This window comes from Pseudogracilibacillus sp. SE30717A, assembly GCF_037071985.1.
GTDB lineage: Bacteria > Bacillota > Bacilli > Bacillales > Amphibacillaceae > Pseudogracilibacillus.
The window spans coordinates 86,366-106,577 of record NZ_JAXHDF010000005.1 but is presented as its reverse complement, the minus strand read 5'-3'; the positions used below and the strand labels follow the sequence as shown (position 1 = coordinate 106,577).

Below are 20,212 nucleotides of genomic sequence, written 5' to 3'. Positions count from 1 at the left end.
AATTTAAAAGTATGATCCAGCTTCATATTCCTATTTTGGATTTACTATCGTATAATCTCTTAATGTTGTTTGAGCGATGCCTCTCTTTGCTAATTTTACAATTACTTATCTCTTATTTATATATAACGAATACCAAATAACCAATGCCGATCCACATAACTATTATAGTTATTTATTCAATCCATATTATTGCGGGGCACGAAGGTGAAGTTTAGGTAGTTTATGCTATAGATATTTGTTCTATATAATTGTATAATAACTAAAATTATATAATGAATTGGGGCGTGGCAGATGATTTATAAAGTTGGCCAAATTATGTTGTATGTAAACAACCAAGACGATGCAGTAGATTTTTGGACGAAAAATTAGGATTTAGTGTCATTTCTGACGATAATAACGGTCAAGGAATGAGATGGATTGAAATTTCTCCAACGAAAGATGCAGAAACAAGTATCATTTTGCACGACAAGGAATTCGTTGCTAAAATGTCACCTGGATTAAAATTTGATACACCCTCTTTATTATTTTTTACAGAAAATCTTGATGAACTAAGAAGTGACTTGTCTCAAAAACATGTCAAGGTCGGAGAAATTGTAAACATGCCTTCTGGTCGAACTTTTAATTTTGCTGATAATGAAGAAAATTATTTTGCTGTCATGGAGAAATAAAAATTTTATAATTCAATTTGTATTAGCATCTTTATAGATGCTTTTTTATTTTAAAGAAAGAAGGAAAGCAAATCAATCGGACTTGAAAAGCCTTACTGGTAGAGTATCAAGTGCAGAAGATAAATTGTCTGTGTTGCCTGGTTTTGAATTGGAAATTTATAGAATACTCGTAGCGAAACGTGTTAAAGAGGAATTACCCTTCCTTTTGTAGAATTGTAGTAAAAGGAGGGAATTGGAAAAGGAATTCAAATACTCTAAACAAATGTGCCAATTATTGAACAAATTACTGGAGGTGGATTTATGAAAAATAGACATCTTTTTTTGTTTGGTGGAAGTCCACCGTTCAGTAATAATTTCGGAAAAAAGTTTGCGGACCTTGCATTAAATGAAAATGGTAAGATTGCAATCTTATTTTTAGAGAGGGATGGGTGGAAAAAATATACACATGTTATAGAACAATATGATATGAAGGAGTTTGTTTATTTACCACTCAATTCTAAAACAGAAAATAGAACCAAAAAAGAGTTAACTTCTTGTACCGGAATAATTATTGGGGGAGGAGCAACAGAGCTTTATCAAAATTATATTGTTAATACATCAATTGGTGGATGCATAAAACAGCTTTACAATCAAGGTGTTCCAGTGGCAGGATTTTCAGCAGGAGCATTAATTAGTCCTTTTATTTGTGTGATCCCACCTATTGATAACTCAAAAAATAGGCATCTTTTCCTAAATGGGATAGGTCTCATTAATGATTGCATCATAAGTGTACATTTTTCAAAGTGGAACGAAGAAAAAAATTTAAAGACCGCTTTAGAAAAAGTCAACGTACCAATTGGATATGGGATAGATGATGGAACTGGTTTATATTTTGAAAATGAGAGCCTTTCCGAATCAGAAGGTGGTAATTTTTATACATTCAAACAATAAAATTGGTAGAAGTTCAGTATCGGCTACTTCCTGCTTGAATTCTTCATCCTAAATACCCATAAAAACAACCCTGAGGTTAAATTTTAGGTCTAATTTCAGAAGTGCATATCATAAATGAGATGTTTTGTTGACATTCAGTTTATATTTTTAAATTTTTCAACATGTAACTATAAAGTTTCTTATTTTTGAACTCAACGTCAAAGCTGCTTATACTTGTAATATATATTGGGACAAAGATGCTATCTATATTCAAAATCACTCGCCGATCCAACATGACGGTTGATATTAGACGAATTATCCGAATGCAAATAGCTGACGCTATATGAATTTACGGCGCGTCTCATTATAAAGTACGACATTTCCATTCCACGACAAGCGGATGCTACATTGGAAGAAGCGGAGCTCGTAAAATCAAAACGAAAAGGAAAGTATCGTGTACTAATGTTTCATAACGAGCCCTAAAAAATTTACTAAAGGGATGGATAGAGTAATGTTATAAAGATCAATGTATGAATTTTTCTGTTTAGATACAAATTGTTAAAGGTGCATCCTAGATTGCAATATTAAAGGAGATAAAAATCTTATGAAAATCATTGTTACCAGTATATTTGTTCAAGAACAAGACAAGGCATTAGCATTTTATACGGAAAAGCTTGGATTTGTAAAAAAACATGATGTTCCTGCTGGAGCCCATCGGTGGATAACACTTGTTTCTTCAGATGATCAGAACGGTACTGAGCTTGTGCTCGAACCAAATGAACATCCCGCTGCTAAAGAGTATCAAGAGAAACTATTTGCTGATGGCATCCCAGTCACAATGTTTGGTGTTACAGATATTTACAAAGAACACAAACAATTAGTGGAAAAAGGCGTGAAATTTACTACCGAGCCGACTGAAATGGGAGGAATTACAATAGCTGTCTTCGACGATACATGCGGAAATCTTCTCCAGATTATACAGCAATAACTTAATGACAAAAGTATCGCTTTATGGACTGGCTTTTATCCATAATTAAACAAAAACAACCTGACCCGTACATGGCGATGCCTCTTAGAATGATGTTGTCATGGTGAAATTCTAAAATCCTTCAATAATCATACAATAAAACTCCTATATAAAAGTGTCGCACAACCATAAGTTTGCTCACTAATTATATAGGGGTTTGAGTTGGTTACAGTAGGCAAGGTAATAAATTTTTATGGTTGTAATAACTTCTTTACTAGCCTTGTCATCAATTCTATTATTTGAATTTTTAGTGGGTCAGGGAGTTTATCATTCTTTTGATAGTAATTAGTATAATTTTCCTGCATCTTCGAATTATTGTGGATTCTTCCTACAATATCTGGATGCCCTTAAGTTTTTCCTACCTCACTAATTTCATCTTCCTTTAGTGATTTACCTTCATTTTCGAATACTTTCACACATATGTAATGTTTCATATTAACATCGCCTTTTTTCCAACTACTAAATCTTTTACCGATTTTCCATTTCGCTTATACATGATTATCCAAAGTTAAAAATGCTATACAATTTGAGCATAGCATTTTTGAGCAATGAAAAGTATTTTTTAGCTAGATAGTCTCAATAATTAGGCACTCTGATCCTCTCTTTAATAATAATAAGGAGAGACAATAATAGGAAAAACTCCGCATACTATCTTCTAATGAGACTATTAACTTTAATTGAGGCGATTATTCATGTCATAGTTTGGTAATCAGCTTTTCCAAGATGTGATGCCTAATCTCTCTGGTCAAACAAATAGTAGTTGTTTTTTTGGTGTATTACAGATATAATACGTTTAACAATATTTTACTTTTGTAACAGATAATGGCCATGCGAAATATTGTGTGAAGAGACAGAATTTATCAAAAGATAAAAATTTAATTGGATTTTTAGTGAGGGGGTTTGTAATGAATTTTATTAAGCGTGGATTTTTAAGTATTATAAGAAAAAAAGGGAAATCATTAATTTTATTAGCTGTTATTTTCATCCTAGGAAATTTAATAGCAGGAGCAATTTCCATTCAACAAGCAACTGGTAATGTAGAAAAGAATATTAAAGAAAAACTGGGAGCCGCGGCAACGGTTGAGCTCGATTATGAAACATTGGATTCGTTCAGTGATGAAGAGTGGGAAAGTGTAGAGATTGAAGATATAGACCTTAACTTAATTAAACAAATTGGTGAGCTTTCCTATCTAAAATACTATGATTATAGTATGGCTACTAATCTAGGATCAGAGAGCATTGAGAGTTATCAAGGTGAGGAGATGGACGGGGACGTTGTAATGATGGGTCCCAGTATGGACTTTATGTTGAAAGGAATCAATTATGCTCCTGTGATTGATTTCGAAGAACAAAAGGGCAAATTAATCGATGGCCGTGTTTTTACACAGGAAGAGATAGATAATGGCACTTCTGTAGCGATTATTTCAAAAAAATTGGCAGAAAAAAATAACCTACATGTAGGAGATACGTTTACATTAGAGAATCAAGTCTATGATTATGATGATGAGACTGGAGAGGAAGAGTTAATTGATTCCAGGGATGTTGTATTAGAAATCATCGGATTATTTGAACCACAATCCGTTAAAAAAGATCAGGAAGAAAAAACGGATGACTATATGATTGATTGGATGGATATAGATTATCAAAATACAGTGTATGTTCCAAATGAAATCGTCGCCAGTGAAAATAAATATTATTGGGAAGCATATATGAAAATGGATGAAGAATATGCAGCAATGGTGGAGGAGGAAGATGAATCTTTCGAATATTACACACCAGTATTTGTCCTAAATAACCCTGAAGATATTGAAGCATTCGAGGAAGAGGTAAATCCGTTACTTCCAGAATACTATACAGTAATCAGTGCTACGGATCAATATGATAGCATTGCAGGGCCAATGGAGTCGATGTCTAAACTATCAAAATATATATTGATTGTCGCAGTAATTGCAACGGTGCTGATAACTGGTTTAGTAGTTTTACTATTCTTAAGGGACCGGAAACGTGAATTGGGCATTTACTTATCCTTAGGGGAACGACGGAGCCATGTTGTCGGGCAAATCCTAAGCGAAATAATGGTTGTTGCGCTAATTGGTATTACTTTATCCGTATTTAGTGGAAGCTTCTTAGCTAGCCAGATCTCTGATACGATGATTAAAGCGGGCGATAAAAATACGTCTTATGAAGAAGTTATATATTATAATGAGCTTCATACAAATTTGACAACAGAAGATGTTTTAGATTCTTATGAGGTAAACTTAAATTCAAGTTATATTCTAGGTTTCTATGGAATTGGTCTATTAACTATTTTAATATCTACAGTTATTCCACTAATGTATATTGTAAGGTTAAATCCGAAAAAAATACTGATGTAATAGAGAGGTGAGATTATGATATTAGAAGCGAAAGATTTAAATTATTATTATCAAGATGGCGAGCAGCGTCGTTATATTTTAAAAGATACATCTGTTTCTTTTGAGAAAGGGAAATTTTATACGATTTTAGGGCAGTCTGGTTCAGGCAAAACCACCTTGTTGTCATTACTCAGTGCCTTGGATTCGCCACATAGTGGAACTGTATTATTTAAAGAAGAAGACATTAAGAAAATTGGGTATGAAAGGTATCGCCGGAATAACGTCGGAATTATCTTTCAAAGTTATAATTTAATTCCGACTTTTACGGCTGTGGAAAATGTACTGGTTCCTATGTCAATTACCGAAAATGAAATTCCGGAAGATACAAAAACAGTAGCCTATAATTTACTAGATTACATCGGAATTGTAAAAAGCAAAGCAGATCGTTTAGTTAATAAACTTTCTGGTGGAGAGCAGCAGCGTGTAGCAATTGCCCGCGCGCTGGCGACCAATGTGGAATTAATTCTTGCAGATGAGCCTACAGGAAATCTGGACGAAGAGATGGAGCAAGAAATCATTGATATTTTTAAAAAATTGGCACATGAGCACGAGAAATGTGTCATTGTGGTAACACACTCTAATGAAATCGCATTGCAGTCCGATCAAGCTTTCCAGTTGAGGAAGGGTGTACTATCTTCCTATGAGTGATTTTTTATCGAAATTTAATAAAGATAAGTACCAAGATATGGTGAATGAGCAAGAAGACAAAAATATAAAAGATGAGAAAGTAAAGAAAACAGAGAATCAAGAAGAAACAGATTCGCAGCATAAGCAGGAAGAACAAGCTTCTGCTGCGGATTTAGAAAAAACAGTACCTGAGCTTGATACTTCACCTAAATTAAAGCCTACCTTTTCTAGGAGTAGCCGTCGACAAGATGCAGAAGAAGAAGTGGAGATTGATCTTGATTATCAAAAGAAAAAAAGATTTCGGATGTGGCTAATCATTGCAGGTTCGGTCTTAGCTTGTCTATTGCTCTTTTTCATTTATCATTTACTTGTCCATGTAAAGGTAGAAGATTTTGCGGACAAGCCTGTTTCAGATGCTCGTGCTTGGGCGAAAGAAAATGATGTAGAAATTGAACTAGAACAAGAATATAGTATGGAACATGATGCAAATGATATTATTTCACAAAGTGTTCCTCCTGGAAAGAAAATCCGAAAAGGAAAGACACTCCAATTAGTTAGCAGTTTAGGTCCTGATCCAGAAGAGAATATTCCACTTGCTGATTTTTCAAAAATGAACCGAGAGGAAGCAGAAACATGGATTGATGAGAATAAAGCGGAAAACCTGCAACTTGTCGCGGAGTATAGTGATGATATTAAAGAAGGAAAGTTTATTAAGTTTACCATTAAAGACAGTGATATTGATGAATCTGAATACAAACGTAAAGACAGTGCTGCTGTCTATTATTCAAAAGGGAAAGAAGTGTTCGAAAAGAATATCACTATACCTGACTTTACAGGAACTCCCAAAGAAGAAGTGGAAAAATGGGTAGAAACCAATGAAATTGATATGACGTACAAAGAAGCGGGTTCTGACGATATCGAAGCAGGTCATATTATTAGTCAAAGTGAGAAAGCAAATGAAATGATTGCAAAAAGGGATAAGATGGAAGTTGTTGTATCTTTAGGTGAAGCCGTAGTAGTTCCGAATTTTTGGGGACTAACTGCCGAGGAAGCTACTAGCAATTATCCTGATTTAGATGTGACAGTTAAGCATGTATTTAACGCAGAAGCTCCTTATGGAACACTTATTTCCCAATCTGTTAAGGCGGACACAAAGTTAACGGAGAAAGATAATAAAAGTGTGACAGTTACTTATTCGCAAGGCAGACCTTATTTACATGATTTTCGTGGACAACTAGAAGGGGATTTGCCAAGATTATTTTATGAAGAATATCAGTCAAAAGGTGCTAATATCAAATACATTGTTAAGTTTGTCGATTCACCCGAGGTAAAGGGAACAGTGGTCGGTATGAGTAATTTTAATGAATTTGTACCAATGACTTACACCGTCGAGATTCACATTAGCAAAAATGCCTCTGCACCTCCTAATCCACCAGATTTTATTGATGATGAACCAGGTGGAGCCGTGGAAGTGGAGGAACCAGATCAACCTATAGAAAAATAAGCATTTTTCTGTATCTATTCTATTCTGCACCTACATATTTACAACTGGATAATTTTTCTAAACAAAGATTTTTAAACAAAGACGGAAAGAAGAAAATGTCTTTCTCTTTCCATTCTACGATCCGCTAGTTTTTCAATCTTTATATAATAAAAAAATATTTAAACAGTTGAAATTATACTGAGTAATTTGTTGGTAGAGATGGAAAGCGTAGGGAAGAGAAGCATATATGCATACGAAGAAGAATATCCTATTGATAAAACCATTTTTCTAAGGAGGAATCGTTATTGGGTATTTTGTTCGTGTAGAGTTAGGTGTAAATCTATTTGTTGAAGATCTTAATCCGGAGGGGAACAAGGCTATAGTATTTATACATGGCTGGCCGTTGAGCCATAAACAGTTCGAATATCAATTTGATATTCTTCCGGCAATGGGTTACCGATGTATTGGCATAGACTGGAGGGGATTTGGTAATTCGGATAAACCATTCAATGGCTACACCTTGGATAGACTGGCTGATGATATCCGTACTGTTGTTGGTACACTTCAATTAGAAAATTTTGCGCTTGTGGGTCACTCAACGGGTGGATCCATTGCGATACGATATATGTCTAGATACAACGGTTATGGGGTATCACAGCTTGTTCTTGTTGACGCTGCGGCTCCTACAGGCTTTTCAGCAGAGACAGCTAATAGATATCTGATGCAAGCTTTAAATGATCGCCCTAAAATGATGCAGGATGTAATAGATGGCTTTTTCTTTCAGTACATAACTGGCCCATTTTCGGATTGGTTTTTTCAAATGGGAATGCAGGCTGCAGGTTGGTCGACCGCGGAGGTCATCGTATTATTAAGAGATGAGACTTTGTATGAAGATCTTCCTAAAATAGCTGCCCCCACTTTAATAATCCATGGTATTCATGACAAAGTTATTCCATTTTCACAAGCAAAGGAACTAAATCAAAAAATACCAAATTCTCAGCTAGAACCATTTAAATATAGTGGGCATGGACCATTCTGGGAAGAACGCGATAAGTTTAACCGTTTATTGACAGAATTTATTCATTAGAAATTTTACTAATCACATAAACGTAGAACGGATTGTATAATAGTTTAGTGCTTTTATAAACTAAGTTCAGAACAATAAAAATAATTGTTATTTTACGACCCGCGCAGGGTTATTTTTTATGAGAAAAATACTACTGGAGAAGTGATCTCGTATGACAAACTAGTGAAAAATTAATTTTATTAAAAAACTAATGAGGTGGCTAGCGAGTTATAAGTATTATTTAGGTATATTTTAAATAATTTGATTTGCTTTATCGATTTGTTATAATAAATTTCGATAAATATTTCACACGCCGTAAGCCTTGGAAAAGCTTACGGCATTTTTTATATGAAAAAGGCTTTTTAATTAGATAGTTTGTTTACTCAACTTGTAAAAATCCCCGTATATTAATATGGAAATTAGCCTGATTTAGGATATATGGGGAGCGAGAATTAATTGATTAGACCGACATTTGAGTGAACTAATAATTATAAAATGACTAGCAAAGACAATCTACACAATTTGCTAAGCGATCGGTTGGGCGTTCGAATCGCACGTAGGACAACATGAATAAACTGTTAATCTCCTTCTCTTATAAGACAGAAACTAATACAAGATAAGCTTTCTGTAGCTGATATTTGTCCAGTGATATCCGAAGACTATAACAGTAATAATTCATACTATTGTAAGCCTTGTTATTTATCTAATATTTCAATTAAGGGCCTATTTTTTATGTTATACTGAGGGAAGTGTAATAAGGCTTTCAGGGGTGGCGGCTCGCTTCTTTCCTTAGGTTGTTAAAGGGAGGGGGTGGTGCCTGATGACAGTTTTTGAGTCATTAATTATTTATATGGACTATACTAAAGAACAGACCATAACGTATTCATCGTTATGATCTGTTCTTTTTTTATATCTATATAAATCTATTAATAGTACTATAAATATATAGTATTCATAGATTATAAAGATATATTCCAAAAGGAAGTGATTTATTGAAAGTTCAGGAAGTACAGGTAGCTGGAAATATCAGATATATACTAATAGATTCCAATGGAGGCCCTGTTGTTACAGTTGCAAAGTATCTAAAATACTTGGATCTTATTGGGAAATCAACTAATACTCTCAAAGCCTATTGTTATCACTTGAAATTGTATTATCAGTTTTTAGAAGAAATAGATCTTGATTATAAAGAAGTTGATCTAAGTGTTTTAGCCAATTTTATTGGTTGGTTAAGAAACCCTCATCAATCCACCAACGTAATAAATATAAGGGAAGTAAAGGCAAGGAGATCAGAAAGCACAGTAAATGTCATTTTAACGTGCATAATGGGTTTCTATGATTATTTATCAAGGTTAGATTACTACAATAATGAGCTTTCCAAAAAGACAAAGGCAGAACTACCTTCACGCTTTAGGAATTTTAAGCCTTTTCTACATCATATAACAAAAGGTAAGCACATCAGTAAGAATATTCTTAAGTTAAAGGAACCTAAGAGACAAGTTAAGGTTTTAACAAAATTACAGGTAAATAAAATCTATGAAGCTTGCACAAATATTCGTGACCAGTTGCTAATTCGTATACTTTATGAGGGAGGAATTCGAATTGGAGAAGCATTGTCATTATGGATTGAGGATTTGGATATCGGAAAAAATGCAATTATTGTTAGGAAGTCTAAAACGATAAATGGGGAATTTAGAAAAGTTTACATATCATCAGAAACAATCAATATGTTTCAAGATTACCTAATAGACTTCCATTCAGAAGATATTGATTCGAATTTTCTCTTCATTGCTTTAACAGGGGAAAACAAGGGGCAACCTCTTAGCAAGGAAGCTGTATACTCTCTTGTCAGAAGATTGAAAAAGAAAACAGGTATTGATTTTACGTTACATATGTTTAGACATACATTTGCTACGGAGATGTATGAGAATGGGATGGATGTTGGCTCACTTCAGCGATTACTTGGGCATGCCCAGGTACAGACAACAATCCAAACATATATGCACCCATCCGATGATACTCTTAGGAAAAACTATGATAAGGCTACAAGCAGGAAGGAGAATAAGGATGGATAAACCTGATTTACTGGTCAAGCCATCTAGGAATCATATTGAAAAAATGGAAAGGGTTTTAGTTGGTTATTGGGGAAGTGATAATTGGGATGCAGAATTATGCCCTGTCTTGGATAAACCATGGAACAGAAATAATAAATACTTAAAATTCGATTATATATCGAACTCTCATTTGAAAAGGGAAATAAAATACTTTTTTGCGAAGCGACTATTAGAACGCTCGTGGAATATTCGCAGTGCTTGGAGAGGACATATTGTCAAACCTTTGATATCGTTTATGGATAATAAGTATCCAAATATTACTTCTTTTATAGATGTACCCAGAGATACCCTCTTAAAGGATTATAAAAAATATTTGATTAATAAAGGGAAACCTTTGCGAAAAAACAATTTGAAATCAAATAGTGATTGGGTTAGATTTTTTTTGACGCTATACGACTTCCTCTTTGATTTTTATGACGAAAGGGAGGAAACAGATAAAGATGTATGGAATATAAATAATTTAAACATTGAATATAATGAAGTATCAACAGCGCGGATATTAAGCTTCGAACGAGTCCCCGTTCATTTTAAGCAAATGCTAAAGAAATATATTAAAGAGTGTTTAATAATACATCAAACATTAAGTTGGGGATCGATTCGTAACCACCTTACGGTTATTAATCGCTTTTTAACTTTTTTAACAATACGTCATCCAGGTTGGAAAGACATAACCAAATTATCTAGAGAGGATATTTTAGAATATATCTTTTTCTTGCGTTCCACTCCTATGGGGGGTGTAAGTAACAATAAATCATTTTATGAAGGGCATTCTCCATCGGCTAACCATGTATACACAGGAATTCAATATATAAAAAGGTTTGTAACGTATCTTCAAAGATTCGAGTGGCTCGAAGCACCAGTTACTTCAGCAAGTAAATTATTTATTAAAGAAGATTTGCCTAGATTATCTTGGCGTGAGGAACGAGATAAGATTAAGTATATCCCGGATGAAATATGGGAACAGGTCATAAATAATATCGATAAATTACCTTCAAAATACATACCGATTTTGATTATTCTTGAGGCTTCTGGATTTCGCATATCGGATGTCTTATCCTTAAAAATCGATTGTCTTTTAAAAAAAGAAGATGGTTATTGGCTAGTAGGTGACCAAGGAAAGGTCAAGTACAAATCCCATAAGGTACCTGTCTCCGATGAAGTAGCAAAGGTAATTAAAGCCCAACAAAGTCTCATCATGGATATAGCGTCAAAAGAGACAAATCCTAATAATTATTTGTTTCCGACTCTTAGTGGTTCAAGAGTGAGAAAGCCAATTTCATCAGTTTCTTTATCCAGAAACCTTAATGATTTCGCTGTAAAATGTGGTATTACCGATAGGAATGGGATTTTGTTTTACTTTAATAATCATGCTTTTCGTCATCGGTATGGAGTAAATCTTATTAATAATGGTATGAAGCTTCTGCATGTACAAAAATTAATGGCCCACGCCAGTCCAGAAATGACATTAGTATATGCAAAAATACATGACAATACACTACGAAAGGAATGGGAAAAAACAAGAGACTTAGGAGCCATTAGATTGGATGACAAAGGTAAAGTTGTGTTCGCCGATTTAAACGAACAGGCTGAACAAAATGGGTTGGAGTTGGAATGGATACGTCATAATATGGACTCTATCCGATTGGATCATGGATTTTGTGTAAAAAGTCCAAAGTTGCATTGTGACTTTCTAAGCCAAACGCTTGAACCACCTTGTATTAAAAATAATTGCCGCAGCTTTCATGTGGATCAAACATTTCTTCCTTATTATGAAGAACAAATAGAGAAAATAGAGTCTGATATTGAAATATATCGGAAATCCGGAAGAACTCGATCCATCGAAATTATTCAACCTAAACTCAGTAGATATAAAGAAATTGTGAATGGATTAAAAATAGAAGATGGGATTTTTGGCTTATCTAAAGTGCGAAGAGAATATACCGATAAAGAACGTGAGGAGGTTAAAACAGATGGCCAATAAAGCTCCCAACATGGATGGTATTAAGTACTATTCTAAGTTAAAGACTGAAAAATCTATTAAGAAAGCTGAAGATGCATTAAAATATATGATAAAGAAACAGTTGACGATTAACTTCAATTCGGTTGCTGAACAAGCAGAAGTATCCAAAGCGTTTTTATATAAAAACCAAGAATTACGTTCAAGAATAGAGACTCTAAGAGGTCAACAAAAAGGATTATTATCTCCTAAACAAGTGAAACGAAATATAAGCGACTCATCGAAAGATGTTATTATTGCTTCATTGCGACAACGATTGAAAAAACTAGAAGGGGAAAACAAGGAACTGAAAGAAATATTAAAAATCCAATTCGGAAAAATCTACGAGGAAATATAAAAGTCATAAAAAATAAAGAGTAATACGCATTACAATGACTAATATGTATTACTCTTTTACTACCTGTTCCGCAATCGTACCCATTCTATGGTCTTTTTAATATTATTCTGGATATACCACCATTTCTGCAAATTGCTTAATCCGTTCATTAATTTCATCACGGACACGCTGAAATTCGCACCATTCTTTTCCGGCTGGATCATCAAATCCCCAGTGTTCATGTTTAACATGTTGCGGTGTAGTTGGACATTTATCAGCAGCATCTCCACATAATGTAACCACCAAATCAGCATTATTTAGAATCTCAAGGTCAATAATGTTAGATGTTTGATTTGAAATGTCAATTCCAACTTCCTTCATAGCTTTTACTGCATTCAGATTTAAACCGTGAGCTTCAATTCCAGCACTGTGTACATTCCATTCGTCACCTAAGTGTTTTTTAGCCCATCCTTCAGCCATTTGACTTCTACAAGAATTACCAGTGCATAAGAAATAAATTGTTTTTTTAGACATATTGTTCAATCTCCTTTTATAAAATTAATGTTATGTATAGCCCTAGTAATGTCATAAATAGGATAGGGATGGTTAAAACGATTCCTGTTTTAAAGTAGGTCCCCCATGAAATTTTAATTCCTTTTTGGGATAAAACATGTAGCCATAATAAGGTGGCAAGTGAACCTATTGGGGTGATTTTTGGACCTAAGTCAGATCCAATCACATTGGCATAAATAAGTGCTTCTCGTATAACACCGGAAGTGTCTGTTTCGGCAATAGCTATCGCATCAATCATCACTGTCGGCATATTATTCATAATCGAGGATAATACTGCAGCTATGAAGCCCATTGCTATGGTAGCAACGAATAAACCTTGTTCGGCACTTGCTTCGATAACACTCGCTAACACATTTGTAAGCCCAGCATTTCTTAGACCGAATACTACAACGTACATACCAACCGAGAAAAAGACAATTGCCCATGGTGCGCCTTTAATAACTGCTTTTGTATCTACAGCCTTACTGTTTCTCGCCGTCACTAAAAAGAAAATCGCTGTAATACCTGCAACAATAGAAACAGGGATATTTATAAATTCGCCTAAAAAGTATCCGATTAATAGTACTGCAAGAACAAACCATGAAAGGCGGAATAGTTTTGGATCTCTTATAGCCTCTTTCGGTTCCTGTAGTTGAGATACATCGTAAAATCTCGGAATACTTTTTCTAAAATAAAGTAGTAATACTACAATAGTCGATACCAGTGAAAATATGTTTGGGATAATCATTCTGGAGGCATATTCCACAAATCCTATTTCAAAAAAATCAGCCGATACGATGTTAACCAAGTTACTTACAACTAATGGTAAGGAAGTTGTATCAGCAATAAACCCACTTGCCATAATAAAAGGAAATACCATTTTTTCTTTAAAATTTAAATTACGAACCATCGCAAGCACAATAGGTGTAAGTATTAATGCAGCACCATCATTTGCGAAAAATGCGGCTACAATTGCACCCAAGATACTTACATAGATAAACATCTTTATACCATTGCCTTTGGCGATTCTAGCCATATGAAGGGCTGCCCACTCGAACAATCCAATTTCATCCAATATTAATGAGATGAGAATAATCGCAACAAATGCTAACGTTGCATTCCATACAATTTCTGTCACTTCTATAACATCACTAAATCCAACGACACCAACTAATAAAGCGATAATAGCTCCGCCACATGCGGACCATCCGATCGATAACCCTTTTGGTTGCCAAATTACTAAGACCAGGGTTATCAAGAAAATTAACGATGCGAGTAAAACTGATGATGTCAAATCCTTTTCCTCCAATCATTCACACTGGACCCGAGTACCTTTTAATTCCAATTCTTTTAATTTTTCATTTTGCTGAGGCAAAAGATTAAGTAGTTGTATAATAAATGGATAAAACTCACTGTATTCATTTATAGAATAAAAAATCCATTGCCCTCTTCTTTCTTCTTTAACTAATCCAATATCTCTTAACTTACGAATGTGCTGGCTTATTGAAGGTTGACTTGCCTTAAAAATTTCAACAAACTCACATACACAACAGTCATGGTCATCAAGTATTTTTAGCATGGTTAAACGCGTTTCATTACCCAACAACTTAAAAATTTCTGCTGATTTATCCATTTCAATGGTTGTTTGTAACACTATATTACCTCCTCTCTAATTCATCATAATATAAGTATATAATTATTTGCTTATATATATAATATAAAAGCTAACATTAAATATAATATTTAACATTTTTTTGCTAACAATATGGTCTTTTAATGGAATAGGTCTTGTAGTAAATGCTGTTTATAAATCAGAAGAAAATAGGATTCTAACTACACATCCGTTAAAAATAAATTAGAAATAACAAAAGTGCATATTATGTAGTTTTTAGATTCTTTTTTATATCGTCGAACACATGTAAACAGTGAAAGAGTATAGTTTTATTAGACTTTTTTAGAAGAAGGTATTGATAAAAAGAAAATGCTCACTTTTGGCGCTCTCGTTGTGTCGATCCTGTCAGAGAAAAGAAAATAACCACCCATTAAGCCTAGCGAGCAAATAGAATGGTTATTTCCAAATTGTTTGCGAGTTGCCCCCTTGAAGGGCTATTGCACGAGAGACCGTTCCATATGTCCAGTATGGGCGGTCTTTTTATGTTGCTATTTTCTATACATATTATACCTTATTATGTATTTAATTTAAACATGATTTTTAAACTCAGGTTAGTAATTTTAATATTACTGTATATAAAACAAATTAGATATTATTCCTTTTGCACTTTATTTTACTTTAAACATAGCATAGAAAATAAGGATGGGGGTGAATGTCTTGGGTGTTGTTCCAGCGACTGAAGAAGATGTTAAATTACTTGCACGTCTAATTAGAGCAGAAGCCGAAGGAGAAGGAAATCTAGGTATGTTAATGGTTGGAAATGTTGGGGTCAATCGTGTCCGTGGTAGTTGTTTAGATTTTCAACAGCTATCTTCAATACGGGATATGGTGTTTCAATCTCCAGGAGGTTTTGAAGCCACCCAAAAGGGATATTTTTATCAAAGGGCTCGCCCGAATGAAATACGTTTGGCAAGAAGGATTATCAATGGAGAACGTTTTGATCCTGCAACTTTCGCTTTATGGTTTTTTAGGCCGGCAACCGAAGAATGTCCAGCGCAATGGTATAATCAAGCAAATGCCGGAAGATTTAAATCACACTGTTTTTTTCAACCTACGCAAGCTGATTGTGCAGGAGTTTATTCAACATTTTAAGGAGGAAATTAAATGAACAATCAACAAATGCTACCGACATGTTGTACACCTGTCTGGCACAATATGATGTGTCCCAGGTCTTTATCAAATATGAATAATTATTTAGCTGGTATGCAAATGCAAAATCAAGGAAATCCTATGCCGGAAATGTCACAAACTACTCCTGTATCACCAAGTACTTCTGCTACATTGCCGGGACAGCTTCCTATTGAACAGTCATTTGTTGAAAATATTTTACGATTAAACAAAGGAAAATTGGCAACAGTATATATGTCTTTTGATGGTGAAAATAATTCAACGCAAACGGTATTTACAGGCATTATTGAAGCGGCTGGTAGAGATCATCTTATACTTAGTGATCCACAAACTGGTACTAGATATTTACTATTAATGGTCTATCTAAATTACGTTACTTTCCAAGGAGAAATTGAATATAGTTACCCAGCTGGCCAGCTGGCGACCTATTCACCAAGATAGATTATACTAGTTTGTCAATCAATTAAAATGATTAACATTTTCCTTAAGCCAAAGATTGTTCCTTATAAGGAGTATACCTTAAGTCCGTAAGTTGGAATAAACTACGGCTTTTTTTGTTTTTTTCGAAAACGCTCCGATTATAAGTTAAATATCTAGACGGTCTTTACATTTCATCCAAGGTTAATAAAATTAACCTATATAGAATGTATACACCTAGTAAAGCGCCAGTGATCAGGAAAAATGGGTTTAGAAAAACCGCATGAATTGCTGTCATAAATACAGTGTTATCGCGGATTATTTGATAAATTGATATAGCTGAAATATTTCCAAATATTAGTGCAGAGATGATCGCTATACTATTAAATACTATTTTAATTTTATCGTTGAAGGTATTTAAATAAATCATAATGATGGGGATTAAGATACTTAAAATTACTAATATAATTTTCATCAGGCCAACTCCTATGATGTTTGAATGTAAAAGTATCATATGTATTTTTTGTCTAAATATTAGTGAACGTCAAAAAATAGTTGAATCTAAATATGGATATCTTGTCGTTCCAGCATTTATGGGCTAGTGAGTATTTATCAATTTGGTTATGGTTTAAGGGAAGGGGGATTATGAGAGAAGATTGTTATTTACTACAAATTTAAAAAAGACTTTTTAATCAGACGGTTTGTCCGAACAGATACAATATCCTTTCATATATTATTAGTGAAGCCAGCCGTTTTTACTTTAAATTTGGAGGGATTAGTCTATGAGTTTTGAACGAGATCGAGATAGAGTTAGACTTATTTGTAGGTGTAGAGAAACTAGAAGACATGATCGTGATCGTGAACGTGATCGGTTTATTTGTCGATGTCGCGAACGTGATAGAGATCATGACAGAGACCATCATAGAGATTGTGACAGAGACGACTTTAGAGGTGGTTATAGCGATTGGTGTGGCTGTGATAGATGTGAGCGATGGAGAGAACGTAATCACAGATTCATTTGCCGCTGTAGAGAAAGATGGTAAAATACTATGAGCCCTAATTTTTTAGGGCTCTTTTTATCGAGGATTCATTCTTGTAAATTTACGCGTAAAGTTAAGTGAAAAGAAAAATATATAGTTAAAAATCTCGAATACGTATCCACGAAACAGCAAAATATTTGCTCAATTGTATATTTTGCGCTGCATTTGTTTTTCTCCATTGAATGAAAAGACTGTACTCTTATTTTCTACTACTGTTTCTATATGAACAGTTCTTCCCCATAACTCGTAAATATACTTGAGAACATGTTCTAAATAAGCGAGATCAAGCTCCGTATTTTCATAACCGTGGACTAAATATAGTTCACCATTACGTGAGTAATCTCCATTTTCTACATATATATAAGGAAAACCTCCATTAACTCTCGTTGTAATTAATTGATTTCTTATTTCCTCAAAATCTTTATCTGTGATACGGTAAGCGTTGTTTTGTTTTTGAAAAAGATACAGATCTTCTTGTTCAACTAAATCTTTTGTTAGAAAATTACGGATAAAAGAAATATCTGATTCAATTTCACGTACTTCAAATATCATTTCTCGACCAGAGTGAGGTTTGATTCCATTTTTTCTCATTTCTTCTGTAGGATTATCATATATTCTTTCAATATCCTCAAACATCTTTAAGCCTAGATAGTAAGGGTTAATAGATGTTTTAGATGGTTGCACGACCCCGGAATTTAGCTTTGCGAATTCAATTGTTTCATCCGTTGTCAAATCCATTTCTCTTAGTATTCGCTGGTGCCAGTAGGAGGCCCATCCTTCATTCATTATCTTAGTTTCTAACTGTGGCCAAAAATAGAGCATTTCTTCTCGCATCATCGTTAATATATCCCTCTGCCAAGGTTCTAAATTACGACTATACGTTTCGATAAAGAGCAATAAGTCCTTTTCAGGTTGTGGCGGTATTTTTTTCTCCCGATTCTTCGTTAAATCATTAGTTATTTTAGAATCTAAATCCCATAAGTCATCATACGGTGTTTTATTTTGACTTGGGGCAATTTCGTCATATTGGTCTGTTCGATGTTTAAATTTTGCCTTTGTAATTGACGGATCGATATGCTCTTGAATGGATAGAATAGCATCCAAAAACTTTTCAACTTCCTCTTTTCCGTACGTTCTTTCATATTGTGAAATTCGTTCTGCAGTAGCAGCCATGCTTTCAACCATGTCTCGTCTAGTATTGGAAAAGCGAATATTATTTTTAAAAAAGTCACTATGGGCTAATACGTGAGCGATAATTAATTTATTTTGAATAAGACTATTTGTATCAAGTAAAAAAGCATAACAAGGATTTGAATTAATAACTAATTCATAAATTTGACTTAGACCAAGATCATAATGGAGTTTCATTTTATGAAATTGTTTACCAAAACTCCAATGAGTGAATCGAGTAGGCATTCCATAAGCTCCAAAAGTATAAATAATATCGGCTGGGCATATTTCATAACGCATTGGGAAAAAGTCAAGTCCAAATCCGGTTGCTATTTCAGTAATTTCTTCAATGGCTGTATGGAGTTTATTAAAATCATTCAACAAGATCCCTCCTTAATAAAAAGACTGAATATAGCATTTACGTAGCAATCATTTCTTTGCGAAAAAAGCTTTTTAATGCATGGTACACATCTTGTTTTTCTTTTAAAATATAATGACGAAATTTTGGATTTTCGATTCTACGGTAAGCGCTCATTAAAGTGGAATATCTTCGATACGCATTTACTTCGCCATACCCAAAAATATTGGCAACTTTCATAATCTCTTTTATGAGAGTTAAACAATTTGGATTATCTGAAGTTAAGTTATCACCATCTGAAAAATGAAACGGATAAATATTATATTGGCTTGGTGGATATCTTTCATCTATTAATTCGAGTGCTTTTTCATATGCAGATGAACAGATCGTTCCTCCACTTTCTCCTTTATAAAAAAACTCCTCTTCTGTTACTTCCTTCGCTTTCGTATGGTGGGCAATAAACGCAATGTCGACAGATTCATATTTTGTTCGTAAAAATCGAGTCATCCAAAAGAAAAAGCTTCTAGACATATACTTTTCAAAGTTTCCCATTGAACCACTAGTGTCCATCATTGCTAAAACAACTGCATTTGATTCATATTTTATTTCTTCATTCCAGGTTTTAAAACGTAAGTCATCGTTCATTATCGGGGCTATGGTAGCTTTTCCATCGGTTGCATTCCTTTTTAAAGCAGTTAAAATAGTTCTTTTTTTGTCAATATTGCCCATTAACCCTTTTTTTCTGACATCATTAAATTCGATATTACTCGTTTTGATTTCTTTTGAATCTTTTTCTTGTAAATTAGGAAGTTCTAACTCATTAAAGAGAACATTTTCAATTTCAGCAATGGATATTTCTGCTTCATAATAATCAACTCCAGGTTCCTCTCCGGCACCATTTCCTTTTCCTTGTTTAGATGCCTGGTTTGGGTCTTGAGCGATGACATCTCCAACACTACTGTCTCCATCTCCTTGACCAACATGTTTAGTTTTTTCATGATTGTAGCGAATTTTATATTCATCTAAAGAACGGATTGGTATTTTAATGATATCTTGACCGTCAGAAGTAACGATACTTTCTTCACTGATTATTTCAGGTAAATTGTTTTTTATCGCTTCTTTAACTTTATCCAGATGACGTTGTTGGTCTTGATACCCTTTACGATGGAGGGACCAGTTATCTTGCGAAATCATAAAACTTTTGTTTTCTTCCACTCTCTTTCCCTCCTAAACA

18 protein-coding genes and 2 pseudogenes are annotated in these 20,212 nt (G+C 34.1%); 14 read left to right on the top strand and 6 right to left on the bottom strand.

What is annotated here, in order from left to right:
• The first annotated feature begins 291 nt into the window (after positions 1-291).
• From SPD48_RS09250 to SPD48_RS09200, 11 genes and pseudogenes are all read left to right on the top strand, one after another.
• A pseudogene (locus SPD48_RS09250) lies at positions 292-668 on the top strand (VOC family protein).
• A 300-nt stretch (positions 669-968) separates the two neighbouring features.
• Entirely contained in the window at positions 969-1,598 is a 630-nt protein-coding gene (locus SPD48_RS09245; protein ID WP_336257812.1) for a Type 1 glutamine amidotransferase-like domain-containing protein, read from the top strand.
• A 279-nt stretch (positions 1,599-1,877) separates the two neighbouring features.
• Positions 1,878-2,089, top strand: a pseudogene (locus tag SPD48_RS09240) (transcriptional regulator).
• Positions 2,090-2,181: 92 nt separating this feature from the next.
• Positions 2,182-2,565 carry a VOC family protein gene (locus SPD48_RS09235; protein ID WP_336257811.1) on the top strand — a complete coding sequence of 128 codons (384 nt, stop codon included), beginning with the start codon at positions 2,182-2,184 and terminating at the stop codon, positions 2,563-2,565.
• 944 nt (positions 2,566-3,509) lie between these two features.
• The gene (locus SPD48_RS09230; RefSeq protein ID WP_336257810.1) at positions 3,510-4,979 is read left to right on the top strand and encodes an ABC transporter permease; all 1,470 of its coding nucleotides are present in this window, start codon (positions 3,510-3,512) and stop codon (positions 4,977-4,979) included.
• Between the two features lie 15 nt (positions 4,980-4,994).
• Positions 4,995-5,666 (top strand): ABC transporter ATP-binding protein, encoded by a 672-nt coding sequence (locus SPD48_RS09225; RefSeq protein WP_336257809.1) that lies wholly within the window; start codon positions 4,995-4,997, stop codon positions 5,664-5,666.
• A complete protein-coding gene (locus tag SPD48_RS09220) occupies positions 5,659-7,149 on the top strand; it encodes a PASTA domain-containing protein (RefSeq protein WP_336257808.1) in 1,491 nt (496 codons plus the stop codon). The genes SPD48_RS09225 and SPD48_RS09220 overlap by 8 nt, the downstream gene beginning before the upstream one ends.
• A 283-nt stretch (positions 7,150-7,432) precedes the next feature.
• Positions 7,433-8,215 (top strand): alpha/beta fold hydrolase, encoded by a 783-nt coding sequence (locus SPD48_RS09215; RefSeq protein WP_336258073.1) that lies wholly within the window; start codon positions 7,433-7,435, stop codon positions 8,213-8,215.
• Positions 8,216-9,186: 971 nt separating this feature from the next.
• Positions 9,187-10,269, top strand: coding sequence for a tyrosine-type recombinase/integrase (locus SPD48_RS09210; protein WP_336257807.1), 1,083 nt, complete (start codon positions 9,187-9,189; stop codon positions 10,267-10,269).
• Positions 10,262-12,289, top strand: a complete 2,028-nt coding sequence (locus SPD48_RS09205) for a tyrosine-type recombinase/integrase (RefSeq protein ID WP_336257806.1) — start codon at positions 10,262-10,264, stop codon at positions 12,287-12,289. The genes SPD48_RS09210 and SPD48_RS09205 overlap by 8 nt, the downstream gene beginning before the upstream one ends.
• A complete protein-coding gene (locus SPD48_RS09200) occupies positions 12,279-12,662 on the top strand; it encodes a DUF6262 family protein (protein ID WP_336257805.1) in 384 nt (127 codons plus the stop codon). The genes SPD48_RS09205 and SPD48_RS09200 overlap by 11 nt, the downstream gene beginning before the upstream one ends.
• Positions 12,663-12,764: 102 nt before the next feature.
• Here the strand turns inward: SPD48_RS09200 and arsC are convergent, their stop codons facing one another.
• The 3 genes from arsC to SPD48_RS09185 are packed head-to-tail and all read right to left on the bottom strand — an operon-like array spanning position 12,765 to position 14,847.
• On the bottom strand, positions 12,765-13,175 hold the full coding sequence (gene arsC, locus SPD48_RS09195; RefSeq protein ID WP_336257804.1) for an arsenate reductase (thioredoxin): 411 nt from the start codon (positions 13,173-13,175) through the stop codon (positions 12,765-12,767).
• A 16-nt stretch (positions 13,176-13,191) separates the two neighbouring features.
• Positions 13,192-14,487: an arsenic transporter gene (locus SPD48_RS09190; RefSeq protein ID WP_336257803.1), complete on the bottom strand. Its 1,296-nt coding sequence runs from the start codon at positions 14,485-14,487 to the stop codon at positions 13,192-13,194.
• A gap of 15 nt (positions 14,488-14,502) precedes the next feature.
• Positions 14,503-14,847: an ArsR/SmtB family transcription factor gene (locus tag SPD48_RS09185; RefSeq protein WP_336257802.1), complete on the bottom strand. Its 345-nt coding sequence runs from the start codon at positions 14,845-14,847 to the stop codon at positions 14,503-14,505.
• Positions 14,848-15,522: 675 nt separating this feature from the next.
• Between SPD48_RS09185 and SPD48_RS09180 the strand changes: the two genes are divergently transcribed.
• Together SPD48_RS09180 and gerQ are read left to right on the top strand one after the other, a co-directional pair.
• On the top strand, positions 15,523-15,957 hold the full coding sequence (locus SPD48_RS09180; protein WP_336257801.1) for a cell wall hydrolase: 435 nt from the start codon (positions 15,523-15,525) through the stop codon (positions 15,955-15,957).
• Positions 15,958-15,969: 12 nt separating this feature from the next.
• On the top strand, positions 15,970-16,434 hold the full coding sequence (gene gerQ / locus SPD48_RS09175; protein WP_336257800.1) for a spore coat protein GerQ: 465 nt from the start codon (positions 15,970-15,972) through the stop codon (positions 16,432-16,434).
• A gap of 163 nt (positions 16,435-16,597) precedes the next feature.
• Here gerQ and SPD48_RS09170 read toward each other — a convergent pair whose 3' ends face one another.
• On the bottom strand, positions 16,598-16,885 hold the full coding sequence (locus tag SPD48_RS09170; RefSeq protein WP_336257799.1) for a transposase: 288 nt from the start codon (positions 16,883-16,885) through the stop codon (positions 16,598-16,600).
• A gap of 431 nt (positions 16,886-17,316) precedes the next feature.
• Here SPD48_RS09170 and SPD48_RS09165 point away from each other — a divergent pair, with 431 nt between their 5' ends.
• On the top strand, positions 17,317-17,463 hold the full coding sequence (locus SPD48_RS09165; RefSeq protein WP_336257798.1) for a hypothetical protein: 147 nt from the start codon (positions 17,317-17,319) through the stop codon (positions 17,461-17,463).
• A 128-nt stretch (positions 17,464-17,591) separates the two neighbouring features.
• On the opposite strand, the gene SPD48_RS09160 is transcribed toward SPD48_RS09165, so the two are convergent.
• Both SPD48_RS09160 and yhbH read right to left on the bottom strand, forming a co-directional pair.
• Positions 17,592-19,001, bottom strand: a complete 1,410-nt coding sequence (locus tag SPD48_RS09160) for a SpoVR family protein (RefSeq protein ID WP_336257797.1) — start codon at positions 18,999-19,001, stop codon at positions 17,592-17,594.
• A 37-nt stretch (positions 19,002-19,038) separates the two neighbouring features.
• The gene (yhbH, locus tag SPD48_RS09155; RefSeq protein WP_336258072.1) at positions 19,039-20,172 is read right to left on the bottom strand and encodes a sporulation protein YhbH; all 1,134 of its coding nucleotides are present in this window, start codon (positions 20,170-20,172) and stop codon (positions 19,039-19,041) included.
• Positions 20,173-20,212: the final 40 nt, after the last annotated feature.